This is a genomic window from Parabacteroides timonensis (genome assembly GCF_900128505.1).
GTDB classification, from domain to species: Bacteria; Bacteroidota; Bacteroidia; order Bacteroidales; family Tannerellaceae; genus Parabacteroides; species Parabacteroides timonensis.
Map to the genome: position 1 here is coordinate 2,905,639 of NZ_LT669941.1, position 16,256 is coordinate 2,921,894.

Below are 16,256 nucleotides of genomic sequence, written 5' to 3' on the forward strand. Positions count from 1 at the left end.
AATATGAACTGAATCATTCTTTGCTCAAACTAGTAAGAATTTAAGGTTGTAACTGCTATTTTTCCATAGTCATTTTTAAATTCACTATGAAAAGCTGTGCAATTTAAACAAATATATCATAATTACAATTTATTTTTATGCAAAAAGAAATATTATCATGAAAAAAAATCCTCATACCGGCTAATAGCTCTTTTTTCGATATGGATATTTTTATTGTACAATGAGAAAAACGAATTGTAAAAAGTCAAATTGTAAACCGTACTATCGTCAGACGATGGTAGATATTCTCTCCTATGATGTCTTACTGATCAAAAACAAACATTTTGGGTAACATTTTGCTCATCTCGCAAATTGGTATTATAACATTGATTTATAGACATAGTTCTTCAAAGACTCTGGTAAAATATATTTTTATTAACCTAATAAAATGTCTATGATGAAAAAGTTAACTTTAGCAATGCTATTCCTATTTATAGGAATCAGTATGGTGATTGCTCAGACGAGGCAAGTAACAGGTACCATTATTTCCGCAGAAGACAATGAACCCATTATTGGTGCTTCTGTAATAGTGAAAGGTACAACTATCGGCACAGTATCGGATCATAACGGTGCCTTTTCATTGGAAGTTCCCAACACCACAAAGACTCTCATGTTTTCTTATGTTGGAATGGTTGGAAAAGAAGTTCCGGTTCAAAACATTATGCATGTCGTGTTGAACACAGCTTCAACCGAGTTAGACGAAGTTATGATCGTTGCTTACGGAACAGCCAAAAAATCTTCATTTACAGGTTCCGCTGCAAATATCAAAACTGAAAAACTGGAAAATCTTCAGGCTGCTTCATTGACAAAAGCTTTAGAAGGTGCAGCTCCGGGTATTCAGGTTACGGGAAGTACCGGTATGCCGGGAGATAATGCTAAAATCCAAATCCGTGGCGTTGGCTCAGTAAATGCATCGAACGATCCGTTATATGTTGTAGACGGTGCACCGTTCGATGGTGATATCAGTACGATCAATACAGAAGATATTTCCAGTATCACAGTATTGAAAGACGCCACTTCAGCTGCTTTGTATGGAGCCCGCGGCGCAAATGGCGTAGTTATGATCACGACCAAGAAAGGAACCTCCGGAAAAGTACAGTTGAATGCAAAAGTTAATTTAGGTGTCGTTTCACGTGCAATTCCAGAATACAACCGTGTAAGCACAGGAGAATACTATGAATTAATGTGGGAAGGCTGGCGTAATGCATTGGTAAACAACAATGGATATACACCCGAACAAGCTGCTGCAACGGCTAGCGGAGGCGATAAAAATGGTATCGTTGGTAAATTAGGAGGATATAATAGCTATAACGTAGCAAACGACCAGTTGATTGGGGCAGATGGAAAGCTGAATCCTAACGCCCGTCTGTTATATAATGACGACTGGAATAAAGAGTTATCACGTACGGCTTTACGTCAGGAATATAATGTCTCCGTAAATGGAGGTGGACAGAATTCTACATTTTTTGCTTCTGCGTCCTATACAAATGAAGAAGGAATGGTCAAATGGTCTGATTTCGAACGCTTCACCGGACGCGTCGGATTAACGAGCCAAATTAATTCGTGGTTGAAAGTCGATGCAGGTTTATCCGGTGCGACTTCCAAGCAAAACGGTTTCCTGGCAGAAGGTTCTTACACAACCAATCCGTTCTATTATGGACGTATGATGGCTCCGATTTATCCGATCTATCAATATGACGGCAATGGACAAATCGTCAGAAATGCGAACGGTGATATTATGTATGATATGGGTGGAGGTAATTCTCCTTATGCCTGGGACGGCCATACACGCCAATATGCACCCAATTCAAACCTGATGGTTACCTTACCGCTCGATGACCGCTCTACGGAACGTAACATGATTTCCGCTCGTGTATCTGCAGAAATTAAATTCCTGAAAGATTTCACTTTGAAAATTTCCGGTAATACAGATATCAGTAATGACTACAAAACGACTTACCAGAATAATATGTATGGTGATGCAGAAGGTGTATCCGGACGTTCTACCAAGAACTATATCAAAAAGAATTCATATACATTCAACCAGATCCTGACCTGGAACAAATCATTCGGGAACCATAATTTGGCTTTGCTGGGAGGACATGAAAACTATATGTATACATACCGTTATCTGGAAGCTACCCGTACAGGTTTTACAGTTCCGACAACAGAAATCGTTGCCGGTTCCGTAGCGGAAGGTTCTACTTCTTACACGAACGAATACAGTTTGGAAGGTTATCTGTTCCAGGCAAATTATGATTATGCCAATAAGTACTATTTGTCCGGTTCATTCCGTTACGACGGAACCTCACGTTTTTACAAAGATGCCCGTTGGGGTACATTCTGGTCATTGGGAGCTTCCTGGCGCTTGAGTGAAGAAGATTTCATCAAAGATATCCATTGGATCGACAACCTAAAACTGAAAGCTTCTTACGGACAGCAAGGTAACGACAATATCCTGGACGAATGGGGAGATCCGATCTATTTCGGATGGCAGAGCCTATATTCGTTTGATGATAAAAACAACGGAACTCTGAACGGAGCCGTTCATAACCAGCTTTTGAATAAGGAACTGGAATGGGAAAAGAACTCCAATTTGAATGTTGGTGCTGAGTTTGCCATGTTCGACTTCCTTCGCGGTGAAATAGACGTATTCAACCGTGTATCCAGCAACTTGTTATTTAAAGCTCCGAGACCACAGTCTACCGGTATCGAATATATGTGGCAGAACATCGGAACCATGCGAAATACCGGATTGGAAGTTTCATTGGGATTCGATATCTTCAAAAAGACTGATTTCCACTGGAGTCTTGACCTGAATGCCACATTCTTCAAAAACAAGATCACAAAGATGCCGAAAGACTCTGACGGCAAAGCACAGGAGATCATTAACGGGACAAAGAAACTTTCTGAAGGACATTCAATTTATGATTTCTGGTTGCGTGAATATGCAGGTGTGGATCCGACGGACGGTAGCGCATTGTATTATATGGACATTACAGACGACAAAGGTAACGTAACCGGTCGTGAAACAACTAAAGACCAGAATGCAGCCAGCTATTATTATATGGGTGATGCTATACCCGACCTATATGGTGGCTTCACAAACAGCTTTAGTTATAAAGGCTTCGATTTATCCATTTTCTTCAGCTATCAAATCGGAGGTCAGATGTACGACTCCAATTACCTGGGCTTGATGCATCCGGGATCATTTGGTACACACTGGTCTACGGATATTCTGGACCGCTGGCAAAAACCGGGTGACATAACAGATGTTCCCCGCTTGCAGAATAACTATACGGCTGCCAATGCAGCATCTTCACGTTGGTTGACAAATGCCAGTTATCTGGCTCTGAAGAACGTAACGCTTTCTTATACGTTACCGAAAACTATCCAGAAAAAACTGGATATGAAGAACTGTAAGATTTTCCTGACCGGCGATAACCTGTTCTTGTTGAGTAAACGCAAAGGTATGGATCCGCAACAGAGCTTCAACGGAACAGCCGATTATACATACGTGCCGAATCGCGTAGTAAGTTTAGGTATTAATGTCACATTCTAAAACATGTATCAAGCAATGAAAAAAATATTTTCCTATATTATAATCTGTTCATCCCTGCTGATGGCTTCGGGATGCGGCGAGGACTATCTGGAAAGAGTTCCGACTAACAGTGTTACAGACGAAGACCTGTTCTCTACGGTAAATGGTGCGGAAACAGCACTGAATGGCATTCACCGTTCCACATATGCTTATTATGACAATCACGGACGGTTCGGTCAAAAATCTATCGATATCATTATTGATTTCATGGCGGATGATTATCTGCAATTGGAACGTGGATATGGCTGGTTCGTTTCCTGGTATCAATATCTGAATAACCGGAATATCAACTCTGCTGATTTGGAATTTGCCTGGTCCTACTATTACGATATTATCGATAATGTCAATTTGCTCCTGGCAAACGTAGACAATGCTTCCGATGCGGCATTAAACGAAAGTCTTGTCAAAAATATTAAAGGACAGGCATATGCTTACAGGGCTTACTCCTATTGGCAATTAGTGCAAATGTTCGCTTATCGCTATGATTATAATGGAAATAATACCCAACTGGGAGTTCCATTGGTATTGGATAACAGCGGAGAATCCAAGCCCCGTTCCACAGTTCAGGAGGTTTATGAACAAATCTTCAGTGACATCGATCAGGCAATAACATTACTGACCGAATCAGACGAATCCCGTCCGAACAAATCACATATCAACCTGAATGTGGCACAAGGTTTCAAAGCCCGTTTTGCTTTGACTACCGGTGATTGGGCTACTGCCGCCGATATGGCAAACAAGGCACGTCAAGGCTACGAGTTGACCAGCAACTATAAAAATGGATGGAATGATTCGAATGACAGCGAATGGATTTGGGGAGCCCTTTTGATCGATGAGCAACAGACTAGTTATGCATCTTTCTTCTCACATGTAGACCCTAATTTCGGAGGATATGCCTCGATGGGCAGTTTCAAATTAGGAAGCACGGAGATCATTGATTATATGGCGGATACCGATCAGCGTAAACAATTGTTTGATGAGGACCGTGTAGGCTACAAATTCACTGGTTTCGGAGACTGGACTAACGATTACATCTACATGAAATCCGGAGAAATGTATCTGATCGAGGCAGAAGCTCTCGCGCGTCAGAATAAAGATACAGAGGCACAGGATGTTATTTTTGAACTGACTAAAAATCGTGATCCGGAAGCTCAGAAACCGACTGTAACAGGTGAAGCTTTAATCCAGCACATTTTGATGGAACGCCGTTGCGATCTGTGGGGAGACGGTTTCCGCCTGTTCGATATCAAACGTTTGAATATCGCTATGGACAGACGCAACAAAGGACATAACGAAACATTCTGGGACAAAGCCGGTTACTTTGAAGCAGGAGCAAAAGAACTTCTGTTCCTGATCCCGAAACAAGAAATGGACGCCAATCCGTTGATGGAACAGAATCCATTATAACGAAAAGGATATTCCGTTTTTCAATAAATCAATAAAGCCTTAATTAAAAACCTATTATTTACAAGACACACATTAATTTTGACAGTCGGGATTTGTAGTGATATAAGTCCCGGCTTTTTTAATTCCGTTTTAGCCACAAAGAGAAAAAGCGATCATAAACCATATAAAAGGCTCCCTCTTTAGTAACAAAATCTTTTTCAAGCAATCCTTTTAGTGCCGATTGAACCGAACTACTCGACGGCAAACTATATTTATGGATAAACTTTCCGGAAGTCAGCGCCGTTGCCTTTCCTTCTTTGCAAATGGCAATCATCAATTCTTTTTGTTTTTCCGGTAATTGATAAAGCAATTCGGAATAAGTAAAGGAATATGAATCCAGAATAAAGTCCACGGCCTGTTCAATCATTTCGCTATTGCAAACCTCTCCTTTCGGAGTCATTGCAAAAAGAATATTCAATATTTTTTGCAGATACCAGGTGATTCCTTCAAAACGATCGTACAAAGAATCAATGACTGCAACATCAATATTCTTTTGAGCCATTCTGAAATGATGTTGTGCAAACTCTATGTATTTCTGTTTATCGATTGCCGACAAATGTAGAATAGATACACTTTGATAAAAAGGACGGGCAGGACTAATGAACATTTCTCCCATTAGATGACGTTGTGAGCCGGCAAATATAAAATGAGCATTGTTACAATGCTGGACATAAGTACGTAGCAATGCCTCCGTATTCTTTTCCGGATATTGAGCGACCTGTTGAAATTCGTCGATTGCAACAACACAAGGCTTATCGGATACAGCCAGATAATGAAAGATTTCATCCAAAGTCGTTTCCGGTGATTTGATATCTCCCAGTTCCAAATTCCATTGTGGCATTCCCGACATATCCAATGAGAAGCCAGCCTTTAAAGAAACCAAACTATTAACAAACACTTCCCATGCCTTCCGCCCTTTCGGTTTTAAAGTAGTCAGAATCGCTTTTCCTAACTGGAAAACGAACTCACGGAGCGTTTTAGTCGCATAAATATCAATCAGGAAGGTATAATAATTCTCCTTTATTTCATTCAATTGAAAACAATGTCGAATCAATCCGGTCTTTCCCATACGCCGGGTAGAGATGATAGCCACATTATTTTCGTTGATCAGCCAACGAGACAACTCTTCCGTTTCCCTTTCGCGATCACAAAAATATTCGGGAGCGATGTAACCACTGGTTACGAATGGATTATTTATCAGTGTCATACAATTTCCTTTTTATGCAAAGATAATTATTATCTTATAATAATCATCATAGTGTAATCGGAATCCGATTTTAGTTCCATCCGGTAGAAAATAAAATTCCTTCCGAAAGAAATCTGAATTTCTCCCGGAAGGAATCTTTTTTATCTATAAAGACAACTGTCTTTACTGTATACTAAATTATCAGGGTTGTTTTCCGATATAAGCCAGGATACCGCCGTCAACATACAATACATGTCCGTTTACGAAGTCGGATGCATCGGAAGCGAGGAATACAGCCGGTCCCATCAAATCTTCCGGAGTTCCCCAACGGGCAGCCGGTGTCTTTGCGATAATGAAAGAATCGAACGGATGGCGTGAGCCGTCCGGTTGAGTTTCGCGAAGCGGAGCCGTCTGCGGAGTAGCAATATAACCCGGGCCGATACCGTTACACTGGATGTTATATTGACCGTATTCGGAAGCGATATTACGAGTCAGCATCTTCAAACCGCCCTTAGCTGCTGCATAGGCAGAAACGGTTTCACGTCCCAGTTCACTCATCATGGAGCAGATATTGATGATCTTTCCGTGACCTTTTTTGATCATGGAAGGAATAACTGCTTTTGAAACGATGAACGGAGCATTCAAATCCACATCGATCACCTGACGGAATTCGGCAGCCGACATTTCATGCATCGGAATACGTTTGATAATACCGGCATTGTTTACCAAAATATCGATCACACCTACTTCTTTCTCGATCTGGGCAACCATTGCATTTACCTGCTCTTCGCTGGTTACATCACAAACATATCCTTTTGCATCGATGCCTTCCGCTTTATAAGCTGCCAGACCTTTATCTACCAATTCCTGTTTGATATCGTTGAAAACGATCTTTGCACCTGCCTGGGCAAAGGCAGTAGCCAGTGCGAAACCAATTCCGTAAGAAGCACCTGTTACAAGTGCCACTTTTCCTTCTAATGAGAAATTTACCATTTTAGTATTCGATTTATTTTAAGTCTGTAATTTTAGAAAAATCCTGATCGCCATAATCGAGGTTCTCACCACCCATACCCCAGATAAAAGTATAGTTGTGAGTAGCAGCCGCACTGTGGATAGACCATTCGGGAGATAAAACAGCCTGGTCGCCTTTCATCCAGATATGACGGGTTTCGTCTACCTCACCCATAAAGTGGCAGATAGCCTGATCTTCAGGGATATCGAAATAGAAATAAGCTTCCATACGACGGCTGTGAACGTGTGCCGGCATCGTGTTCCAGACACTGCCCGGTTTCAGTTCGGTCATACCCATCTGCAACTGGCAGGTCGGCAATACCTGATTCACGATCATCTTGTTGATATTACGGTCGTTCGACATTTCCAGCGACCCCATAGCAGCCACAACGGCATCCGCCTTCGTCACTTTCTTATCCGGATAGTTACGATGAGCCGTGGTAGAATTGAAGTAGAACTTAGCCGGATTCTTCGGATCCTTGCTTTCGAAAGTTACTTCACGGTCGCCCGAACCCAGGTAAAGCGCTTCTTTAAAATCCAGTTCGAATGTAGCATCACCGGCTTTCACAATACCGGGACCGCCTACACTGAAAATACCCATTTCACGACGGGTCAGGAAATAAGGAGCTTTCAACGGATCGATCGCTTCCAGTTTCAATACTTCGCCGACAGGCATAGCACCACCTACGATCATTCGGTCGTACATGGAATAAACCATATTCACTTCATTCGGTGCGAAAACCGTTTCGATCAGGAAATCCCGACGAATACGTTTCGTATCATATTGCTTTGCATCTTCCGGATGCGCAGCATAACGCAATTCATAATTTGTTTTCATCTTCTTATTCTATCTTTAATTTTCAATTTTCAATTCTCCATTTTCAATTACTTAAGCGCATGATCGGCTTTTACATCACTCTCACCTTTCCAGGCACGCAGGTTCGTCCACTCCGTATAAGGAGCCGACCAAAATTCGTTGGAAGCAGGCAATCCCAGCGCCAACAAACCTACAGAACATAAATAGACACTCCCCGTATTTATATAAGACTCTGACATATCGATTTGTTCTCCGGTAAAACCGACACGCAACCAACCGTTTGAATCAAAGTTCTTCGGCGACTTCATCTGGTTGCGGATCACAGCAGTCATCGCACAACGCACCTGCGCCGGTTTCACCCGTTCCGGCAATACCTGCATCAAACTAGCCTGTGCCAATGCGTGGAATGCTCCAAAGCGGTAAACGATGGAACGGCCCACTACCGGGAAAGTTCCTTCCGGAGAGATAAAACGTTCCAGCTGTTCAGCATAACGGGTCAGGCGAGGTAACTGTTTTTCAGCAAAATCCGCACCTTCCAGATTATGTTTTTTCATGATCAGCAATACATCTGTCAGCATCGGGTGGATCACAAAACTATTGTAGTAGTCCATGTGGAAAGCCGGTCCGTCACCATACAGTGCATCTCCTTTATACCAATCATCACGGAATTTTTTAACACCATATGTCAGACGATCCATATCACATTCACCTGTAAACTCCAACAGGGCAGCCTCAACCATAGACGCGAACAACAGCCAGTTATTCTCCCAAGGCTTAATAGAACGACTGCGTTTAAACTCTGTGATCATCCATTCTTTTGCCTGTGGATCCAAATTATCCCACAATTGCGTTCTTGCACGCAAGAGACCCTGTGCCAAAAAAGCGGCATCCACCAAAGGCTGATAAGGTTTTCCAAACACCAGATAGTCGGGAGATTCCGGATTCACAGCATTCTTCAGACCTTTTACAGCCAGTTTGATATATTTATCACGCAACTGACCTTCGGGTGTATTATCCGGCCCCAATTCCAACCATGGGGAAATACCGCAGATCAGACGGCCTACAGCTTCCAAGTGAGCAAAATCACTCCTGTCTTTCGACAGAGATTCGTAAGGCATATTCTTTTTAAGCGTATTGTTGCTCAGGTTCGTCAATACCGGATCCGCAATACGGGTCAATGTTTCTACCCAAAAAGCACGGTCTCCCACTCCGCTCTGCTGTGCTTTACCATGGAAAGATAGGCACAGGAAACATACTAAAAAAGCGGTTGTTTTTATCAGATTAGTCATAGGGTCTTATTTATCTGTTAGTTTTTTTAAACGCATCAATGCTTCCACATAATAATAGTCGGCATAACTCAAAGGCACGTCTACTTCGCTGTTACCGGGAAAATTACCGGTAGAATGCATCAAAGCGAAATTACAATTGGTACCTTTTGCAGCCAGGTATTCCGGACTTGTCAGCGAGCGGACCTGCTGTTCTGCAAAATCAAGATAGCTCTTAGCTTCCGCACTCTTATCCAGCCGGCTCAGTTCGATCAAAGCCGATGCCATAATAGCTGCGGCAGAGGCATCTCTCGGTACATTCGGAATCCCCGGAGCATCGAAGTCCCAATACGGCACTTTATCAGCCGGCATATTCGGATGGTTCATAATGAATGCAGCGACATGTTTTGCCTGCTCCAGATATTCAGGCTTTCCTGTTTCACGGTACATCATGGTAAAGCCATACAAAGCCCACGCCTGTCCGCGAGCCCATGCAGACTCGTCGGCAGCTCCCTGATGCGTCTGTTTTTTATGAGGAACACCGGTTATCGTATCATAAGACACCACATGATAACAGCTATAATCATCACGGAAATGATTGTTCATTGTTTTATCGGCATGGGAAATGGCCATCTTACGGAAACGGTCGTCACCGGATGCTTTCGATGCCCAGCTGAAAAATTCCAGGTTCATCATATTATCGATAATCACCGGAAATTGCCATATCTTTTTATTGAAGTCCCAGGAACGGATGGCTCCTACGCGTTCGTCATAGCGAGTTGCCAGCGAATTCGCTCCGGTCAGCATCACATCTTTATATTCCGGCTTTCCGGTCAGTCGGTATCCGTTACCATAGCTGCAATACAACATAAAACCGACATCATGGCTGTAAGTGATATTTTTCACTTCCTCTACACGATCGGTATACATTTCCGCATACTTTTTCAGTTCCGGTGTCGGATTGTTCTCGTACAGATACCACAACTCACCCGGGAAGAAACCGCTGCACCACCAGCTATAGTCGCTGGTTTCAAGCGTTCCCTCTTTGTTGATCGCTTTCGGCAGACGGCCTTCCTGGTACTCCAGGTCTTTTGCCATTAAAAGAGCTTGTTCAGTCGAGGCCTTCAGACCACGGTCGATTACATCCGCGATAGGTTCCTGTTTGGGTTGCGAATCACAAGAAGCCAACAAGGCTGTGAACGCAAACACTCCGTACGAAAGAAATTTATTCATGATAAAAATAGGTTATTAAGTTTTTAAGTTTGTGGCAAATATACAGGTTTATATTCTAAAAACAGGCAACACATGACGAAAAAGTCTTTTAACAACATAATAAGTACGTCAAAAGTTACTTACTAAGTAGAGAGTCGTCTACTTAATAAGTAGAGGGTATGCTTACTTATCGAGTAGACGATGGTCTACTCAGTAAGTAGTTTTCGCACTACCAGTAAGTAACCGCAAGACTCCTTTCAAACAACTTCCCTATACATAATAAGAACTTCATCAAAATATATATATCACAATAGGATAGAAATCCAAAAAGATGTATCTTTGCCCCTGTCACCCACGCCGATTTGAAAGGGTGGGCGACAGACATATATGAAAAAGGCGTTTACTTGACGTCTTGTCTTCTATGACTCCAAACTTCGCAACTTTGAGATCAAAAAGAGGAGACAGGGCAGCGGTAGATGTCTACGGGATGTGTACACATATACTTCATATGTTCCGAATGGACAGATGAGGCTATATACATATCGGCGTGGGCTTCTGCGTTGCTTATCCTCTTTTTGATAGGCAATGCGAAGGCCTGGAGTTGTGGGATAAGTAACAGGTACAGTTCCCACGCTCTTTTTTTATATGTACTATTATGAAATTTATTTTTAGAACGGTCCGGTTGGGGAGCTGGAGGGCGAAAACTGTATAGCGATATGAAAATACGTTATTTGATGGCAAGCATGTTGGCTTGCTTAGTAGGCTTTAGTTCTTGTGGTAGTGATGGAGATGAACCGACACCCGATAAACCGGGTGGTGGTAATGAAGGGGTGAAATCAAAAACTATGATTGTTAACGTTGAAAATCCCGGAACATTTGGGCAATTGTTTGAGGAACAACTTCCTAATTTCGAAATGAAAGAAGAGACTGTAAATGTCATATCGATAGATACCCTGATAGTAAAAGGCAAGTTGAGCATGGAGGATATCGAATATCTGAAGAATGCTAAAGCTGATTTTGGATATAATTGGAGAGTGAAAGATGTGGAATCTATAGCTGGTGGTGACCTTTACCCCATTCTGGATCTTTCTGAAACTCAATTTGTAGAATCTACTTTCAAAGGAGAAATTTATTTAGCAAATCATTTGTATCCAATAGCTGGGGATTTATGTAGTTGTTTTTATGTAAAATACCCTAAAAACATAGAAGTTATAGAGGCTGAAGCTTTTGGGGGAGGTCGTTTAATATACGATATATCAAATTTACTAAGCGAAGGCTTACAAGAAATCAGAGAAAGTGCTTTTGAGAGTGCAAGATTTGCAGAAAAAGGCGAAAGTTGGGTTGAGCTTAATTTCCCTTCAAGTCTAAATAAGATTGAAAAACAAGCTTTTAGCTCTTTACAAGCAACATTGAAGAAAGTAAAAACATCGGGTAATGTGATCCTTTTAACAAATGCTTTTTCAGGAACAAGTATAGAATATCTTGAATTAAATGGGGTTGAAGAAATAAATTCCTTGATAACAAATGGTTCTCTAAAAAAAGTATCTATGCCTGATGCTAAATATATAAGAGATTATGCTTTTACATGGCAACATGACTTGGAAATAAAAGCGGAAGATTTAAAGAATGTTGTAGAAATAGGGAAAAGTGCTTTTAAGGAAATAAAAACACGGCCGGATCTTTCATTGGCTACAAATTTAACGAAGATAGGGGAAGAGGCTTTGCTTGCTCCTGGTGATAAGATAGTTATTTTGGAAAATGTAAAAGAGATAGGTTATAGAGCTTTTGGAAGTGCTAAATCTGTTCACATGCGTTCAAAAACTCCCCCCGTTTTCAAATATCCTTTAGATATAAATAATCCTCAATATGTAACCTGTGATACTTTATATGTACCTAAAGGCAGTAAAGGTATTTATGAAAAAGGGGGACAAAGTGGTTCTGCAGTTGAATACCCCAAATATCTACCCTGTGGAATGTGGGTTCATAAAGCTACTATAGAAGAATAATATACCGTTTTAATAATTTATAATTATGGACATTTCCTGCTTTATACAAGAACAAGACAATATATTTGTTCATAAAGACTTATATACAGATCGCCCCTTGTCAGAAATAAAAATCTGGCGATACATGGATTTGTGCAAATTCTTTTCTTTGTGGCGTGGTTCTTTGTACTTTCCTAACAGGAATAAAATGGGTGATAAAAGGGAAATGGGAATTAGAGTCTATCAAAAAGGAGATAAACGACATGTAAATCCATTCTTGGCTTTTCAAGTTGTAGGAGAAAACGAAAATATTCCTGAGACAACAACAAAGCCAAATGCTTTTGTCAGTTGCTGGAGTGTATCTGACCACGAAAATTATCTTTTGTGGAAAAGCTACTTAGATGGGCCTTGTGGAATTGCCATTCAAACAACTCTTCAATCTTTGATCGATTCGATTCAGGAAGTTCCGGAAGAACCTGTTTATATTTCTAAGGTACAGTATGAAGAGAAGCTGCTTTTATCGAATGACCATAGGCACACCTTGTTTACGAAGTATATTTCTTATAAAGAAGAAAAAGAACTTCGCTTAGGGATATTGTCGTCCAACGCTGCGGCTAAAACATTAAAGGTTGATTCGAACGTATTGATTGAATCAGTTTTTATATCTCCGTTGTTGGAAACAAGTATGCAAGAAGAACTGTATCACTTTCTTAAAACTTTTTTATTCAAAGACGGAATTGTAAAGTATTCGGATGTTGTCGAAAAAAAACATAACTCTTAAAAAATAACGACATGAAACGTTTTATTCTATTATTCTTCCTTGTTTTGTTTGCAGGGGGAAACGCAGCTCACTCTCAAAACCCTCTCCAGGAAGTCGTCTACCTGAAAAACGGCAGCATGATACGGGGCACGATTATCGAGCAAGTCGTCGGCCGGTCCTTGAAAATTCAGACAGCAGACGGGAGCATCTTTGTTTATCGAATGGACGAAGTGGAGAAGATCACGAAGGAGAGCCGGATACAAACGAAACGGACAACAAGCGCATTGGCTCCGGCAGGCGACATCACCGGTTACCGGGGGTTCGTGGATTTCGGCTTTACAAAAGGGTTAGGCGATTCCGGTGCGGACAGGCTGGAGCTGACCACTTCGCACGGACGTCAGTTTACCCCCTACTTCTTTACCGGCATAGGAGTTGGAATCCATTATTATATGGATATGTGGTGGAATGGAGAAAACATTCCCTTTATCCCCTTGTTCCTAGACCTAAGGGGTAATCTCATGCAAGGATCCATCGTTCCTTTCATCGGTCTGAAAGGAGGATACACGTTCGTGGCAGATGGTGAGTTTCGGGGTGGAGGATTATATGCTGCTCCTTCCGTCGGTGTGAAATATATGCTTTCGGAAACATTTGCCTTGAATCTCTCTTTAGGGTATTCATTCCAGCAAGACGAAGGAGATAACATCAATGGTATCTCCATAAAAATTGGAGCCGAGTTTTAAAGGGAGATCCGATTTACAAAACAAGCGGGTGCGTCGAAAGTCGTACCCGCTTGTTTTTTGCCCACAATCTACATAAAGATACTCTTCATAGTGAAAACAAGGTTGCTTTTACTACTGTAACAAAGACTAAAGCTATTACTATTGATCCTATGTAAGGTCATGTTTTAAGTACAGGTGATATTGTTGTTTATCTTCATAATAAAACTATTACTACAACTACTATCACAACTAAAGGAAGAGAAAATCAAAATCATCAATATGTTATATATCAACGCATTAAATTCAATGAAAAATATCTCACCTTTTACACAAAACAAATTTGTTATTGTAATAAACTTGTAGTATGTTTGCATTGTGGAGATCATGTTGGTTCCACATAAAATATATCAAATTATGGCGTTAAAATTTAGACGCATTAAAAAAGCCTTCGGTTTTGATAAGACGAAGACTGAGAAGTACGTAGTCACTCCCGATCGGGGTGCAGTCGTACCGTTTAAAGATCTGTGCGAGCAAATCGCATTAGTATCTGGTGTTAATAAAGGCAATGTAGTCGCCACCCTGGATGCTTTGGCTGTATCCATGCGAACGTATATCCTTCAGGGGCATGCGGTTCGAGTAGAAGGTATTGGCACCTATGTTCCTACCTTTAATGCTAAAAGCAGCCTCGTGGAAAGTGAGGCTAATGCAGATTCTATCTATCGGATGAAGTTACGTTTCATTCCTTGTACTGATTTAAAGAAGATGCTGGATGAAATTGAAGTAATCTTCAATGAAAAAGACAGCACTTCTGATAATGATGATTCTACTGATGACGACAGACCTGTAATAGAATAATATGATCTGTCAAGAAGCCGGGCTTTGCGTAGTCCGGCTTTTTTATTCCGCTCATTCCATGTGTAACATTTTTGCAACACCAATGTAACATTTACTTCAAAGCGCCTTAACCTGTTCTTAATACATGTTACCTTACTTTGCACTCAGAACAAACAGGTAAATGACGTGAGAAAGTTTTTTGAAAAAATTGTAGAAGGAGGACTCCTGATCAGCGGAAGTGTAACCAGTTTCACGATCCTGTTGATTGTCTTTTTTCTTTTTAAAGAAGCATCCGGTCTTTTCAGCAGTCCGGTAGTGGAAGAAGGATATGTACTTGCTGTGAATAAGGGGAATGACGTAAGCCATCTTTCACCGGAAACGATCATGGATATTTTCGATGCCAAGATAACCAACTGGAAAGAGGTGAACGGTAAAGATGAAGAAATCCTGGTTTTCCGTTTTTCCGATCTGACACAGTATTACAGTGAAGAAGAACTGGGCGACGAATTCCAGTATGTCCCCGAAAAGATCAGTGAACTGGTCGGCAAAGAGCCGGGAATAATAGCTTTCTTCCCTCAACAATATCTGGCTGAGCCTTTTGACGGGACAGTCCTCCCAGAAGAAAAGATCTCACTCTCCGATTTCTTTGCCGGAACAAAATGGTACCCGACCTCAGCACCAGCTCCTATCTTCGGATTGATCCCGTTATTATTGGGAACCTTGTTGGTCAGCATCGGGGCAATCGTTCTTTCTTTACCTTTCGGTATGGCAGTTGCCATCTACCTGGCTGAAATAGCCAACAAACGCACCCGGGAAATACTCAAACCGGTTATCGAACTTCTGGCAGGTATTCCTTCCGTTGTATATGGCTTTTTCGGACTAGTGGTAATTGTCCCGTTGATACAAAAAGGACTGAACCTTTCGGTCGGAGAAACAGCTTTTGCCGGCAGTGTCGTTCTGGCTATCATGGCATTACCGACCATTATCACCGTTGCAGAAGATGCCATGCGCACCACACCGCGGGCAATGAAAGAGGCTAGCCTCGCATTAGGAGCCACCCAATGGCAAACAATTTATAAGGTAATCATTCCCTACTCCATTTCGGGTATCACCTCAGCAGTGGTTCTCGGTATCGGCCGGGCTATCGGCGAAACAATGGCCGTACTGATGGTAACAGGGAATGCCGCAGTCATACCGACCTCGTTCTTTGAACCGGTACGAACCATCCCTGCCACGATCGCAGCCGAACTGGGAGAAGCTCCGGCCGGAGGCGCTCATTATCAGGCTTTGTTCCTGCTGGGAGCCGTTCTGTTCATTATCACACTGATATTAAGTATCACGGTAGAATATATTTCATCCAAAAGAAAAATCTAAATAAGTT

Annotated in this window: 12 protein-coding genes; 7 read left to right on the forward strand and 5 right to left on the reverse strand. The window is 41.6% G+C overall.

Annotated elements, in window-relative coordinates:
- Window positions 1-433 precede the first annotated feature (433 nt).
- Complete coding sequence (locus tag BQ7394_RS19360) at window positions 434-3,601, forward strand: SusC/RagA family TonB-linked outer membrane protein (protein ID WP_075558893.1); 3,168 nt, start codon at window positions 434-436, stop codon at window positions 3,599-3,601.
- Between the two features lie 15 nt (window positions 3,602-3,616).
- Window positions 3,617-5,047, forward strand: coding sequence for a RagB/SusD family nutrient uptake outer membrane protein (locus tag BQ7394_RS19365; protein WP_075558894.1), 1,431 nt, complete (start codon window positions 3,617-3,619; stop codon window positions 5,045-5,047).
- Window positions 5,048-5,165: 118 nt separating this feature from the next.
- Here BQ7394_RS19365 and BQ7394_RS19370 read toward each other — a convergent pair whose 3' ends face one another.
- The 5 genes from BQ7394_RS19370 to BQ7394_RS19390 all read right to left on the reverse strand — a co-directional run bounded on the left by BQ7394_RS19370 (window position 5,166) and on the right by BQ7394_RS19390 (window position 10,598).
- Entirely contained in the window at window positions 5,166-6,293 is a 1,128-nt protein-coding gene (locus BQ7394_RS19370; RefSeq protein WP_075558895.1) for an AAA family ATPase, read from the reverse strand.
- 180 nt (window positions 6,294-6,473) lie between these two features.
- Window positions 6,474-7,265 (reverse strand): gluconate 5-dehydrogenase, encoded by a 792-nt coding sequence (locus BQ7394_RS19375; RefSeq protein ID WP_075558896.1) that lies wholly within the window; start codon window positions 7,263-7,265, stop codon window positions 6,474-6,476.
- Window positions 7,266-7,278: 13 nt separating this feature from the next.
- Window positions 7,279-8,121, reverse strand: coding sequence for a 5-dehydro-4-deoxy-D-glucuronate isomerase (gene kduI, locus BQ7394_RS19380; RefSeq protein ID WP_075558897.1), 843 nt, complete (start codon window positions 8,119-8,121; stop codon window positions 7,279-7,281).
- A 47-nt stretch (window positions 8,122-8,168) separates the two neighbouring features.
- A complete protein-coding gene (locus tag BQ7394_RS19385; protein ID WP_075558898.1) occupies window positions 8,169-9,389 on the reverse strand; it encodes a DUF2264 domain-containing protein in 1,221 nt (406 codons plus the stop codon).
- 6 nt (window positions 9,390-9,395) lie between these two features.
- On the reverse strand, window positions 9,396-10,598 hold the full coding sequence (locus BQ7394_RS19390; RefSeq protein WP_075558899.1) for a glycoside hydrolase family 88 protein: 1,203 nt from the start codon (window positions 10,596-10,598) through the stop codon (window positions 9,396-9,398).
- A gap of 695 nt (window positions 10,599-11,293) precedes the next feature.
- Here BQ7394_RS19390 and BQ7394_RS19395 point away from each other — a divergent pair.
- The 5 genes from BQ7394_RS19395 (at window position 11,294) to pstC (ending at window position 16,249) form a co-directional block, all read left to right on the forward strand.
- The gene (locus BQ7394_RS19395) at window positions 11,294-12,583 is read left to right on the forward strand and encodes a leucine-rich repeat protein (protein WP_082212039.1); all 1,290 of its coding nucleotides are present in this window, start codon (window positions 11,294-11,296) and stop codon (window positions 12,581-12,583) included.
- A 25-nt stretch (window positions 12,584-12,608) separates the two neighbouring features.
- Window positions 12,609-13,343: a hypothetical protein gene (locus tag BQ7394_RS19400; protein WP_139317729.1), complete on the forward strand. Its 735-nt coding sequence runs from the start codon at window positions 12,609-12,611 to the stop codon at window positions 13,341-13,343.
- A gap of 11 nt (window positions 13,344-13,354) precedes the next feature.
- A complete protein-coding gene (locus BQ7394_RS19405; protein ID WP_075558902.1) occupies window positions 13,355-14,062 on the forward strand; it encodes a hypothetical protein in 708 nt (235 codons plus the stop codon).
- A gap of 393 nt (window positions 14,063-14,455) precedes the next feature.
- On the forward strand, window positions 14,456-14,896 hold the full coding sequence (locus BQ7394_RS19410; protein WP_075560131.1) for an HU family DNA-binding protein: 441 nt from the start codon (window positions 14,456-14,458) through the stop codon (window positions 14,894-14,896).
- A 165-nt stretch (window positions 14,897-15,061) separates the two neighbouring features.
- Window positions 15,062-16,249 carry a phosphate ABC transporter permease subunit PstC gene (pstC, locus tag BQ7394_RS19415; RefSeq protein ID WP_075558903.1) on the forward strand — a complete coding sequence of 396 codons (1,188 nt, stop codon included), beginning with the start codon at window positions 15,062-15,064 and terminating at the stop codon, window positions 16,247-16,249.
- Window positions 16,250-16,256 lie beyond the last annotated feature (7 nt).

What these genes read in the sequence shown, in the direction of transcription:
- BQ7394_RS19360 (WP_075558893.1), top strand. Translation starts at nt 434, where the DNA reads ATGATGAAAAAGTTAACTTTAGCAATGCTATTCCTATTTATAGGAATC.
- BQ7394_RS19365 (WP_075558894.1), top strand. Translation starts at nt 3,617, where the DNA reads ATGAAAAAAATATTTTCCTATATTATAATCTGTTCATCCCTGCTGATG.
- BQ7394_RS19370 (WP_075558895.1), bottom strand. Translation starts at nt 6,293, where the DNA reads ATGACACTGATAAATAATCCATTCGTAACCAGTGGTTACATCGCTCCC.
- BQ7394_RS19375 (WP_075558896.1), bottom strand. Translation starts at nt 7,265, where the DNA reads ATGGTAAATTTCTCATTAGAAGGAAAAGTGGCACTTGTAACAGGTGCT.
- kduI (WP_075558897.1), bottom strand. Translation starts at nt 8,121, where the DNA reads ATGAAAACAAATTATGAATTGCGTTATGCTGCGCATCCGGAAGATGCA.
- BQ7394_RS19385 (WP_075558898.1), bottom strand. Translation starts at nt 9,389, where the DNA reads ATGACTAATCTGATAAAAACAACCGCTTTTTTAGTATGTTTCCTGTGC.
- BQ7394_RS19390 (WP_075558899.1), bottom strand. Translation starts at nt 10,598, where the DNA reads ATGAATAAATTTCTTTCGTACGGAGTGTTTGCGTTCACAGCCTTGTTG.
- BQ7394_RS19395 (WP_082212039.1), top strand. Translation starts at nt 11,294, where the DNA reads ATGAAAATACGTTATTTGATGGCAAGCATGTTGGCTTGCTTAGTAGGC.
- BQ7394_RS19400 (WP_139317729.1), top strand. Translation starts at nt 12,609, where the DNA reads ATGGACATTTCCTGCTTTATACAAGAACAAGACAATATATTTGTTCAT.
- BQ7394_RS19405 (WP_075558902.1), top strand. Translation starts at nt 13,355, where the DNA reads ATGAAACGTTTTATTCTATTATTCTTCCTTGTTTTGTTTGCAGGGGGA.
- BQ7394_RS19410 (WP_075560131.1), top strand. Translation starts at nt 14,456, where the DNA reads ATGGCGTTAAAATTTAGACGCATTAAAAAAGCCTTCGGTTTTGATAAG.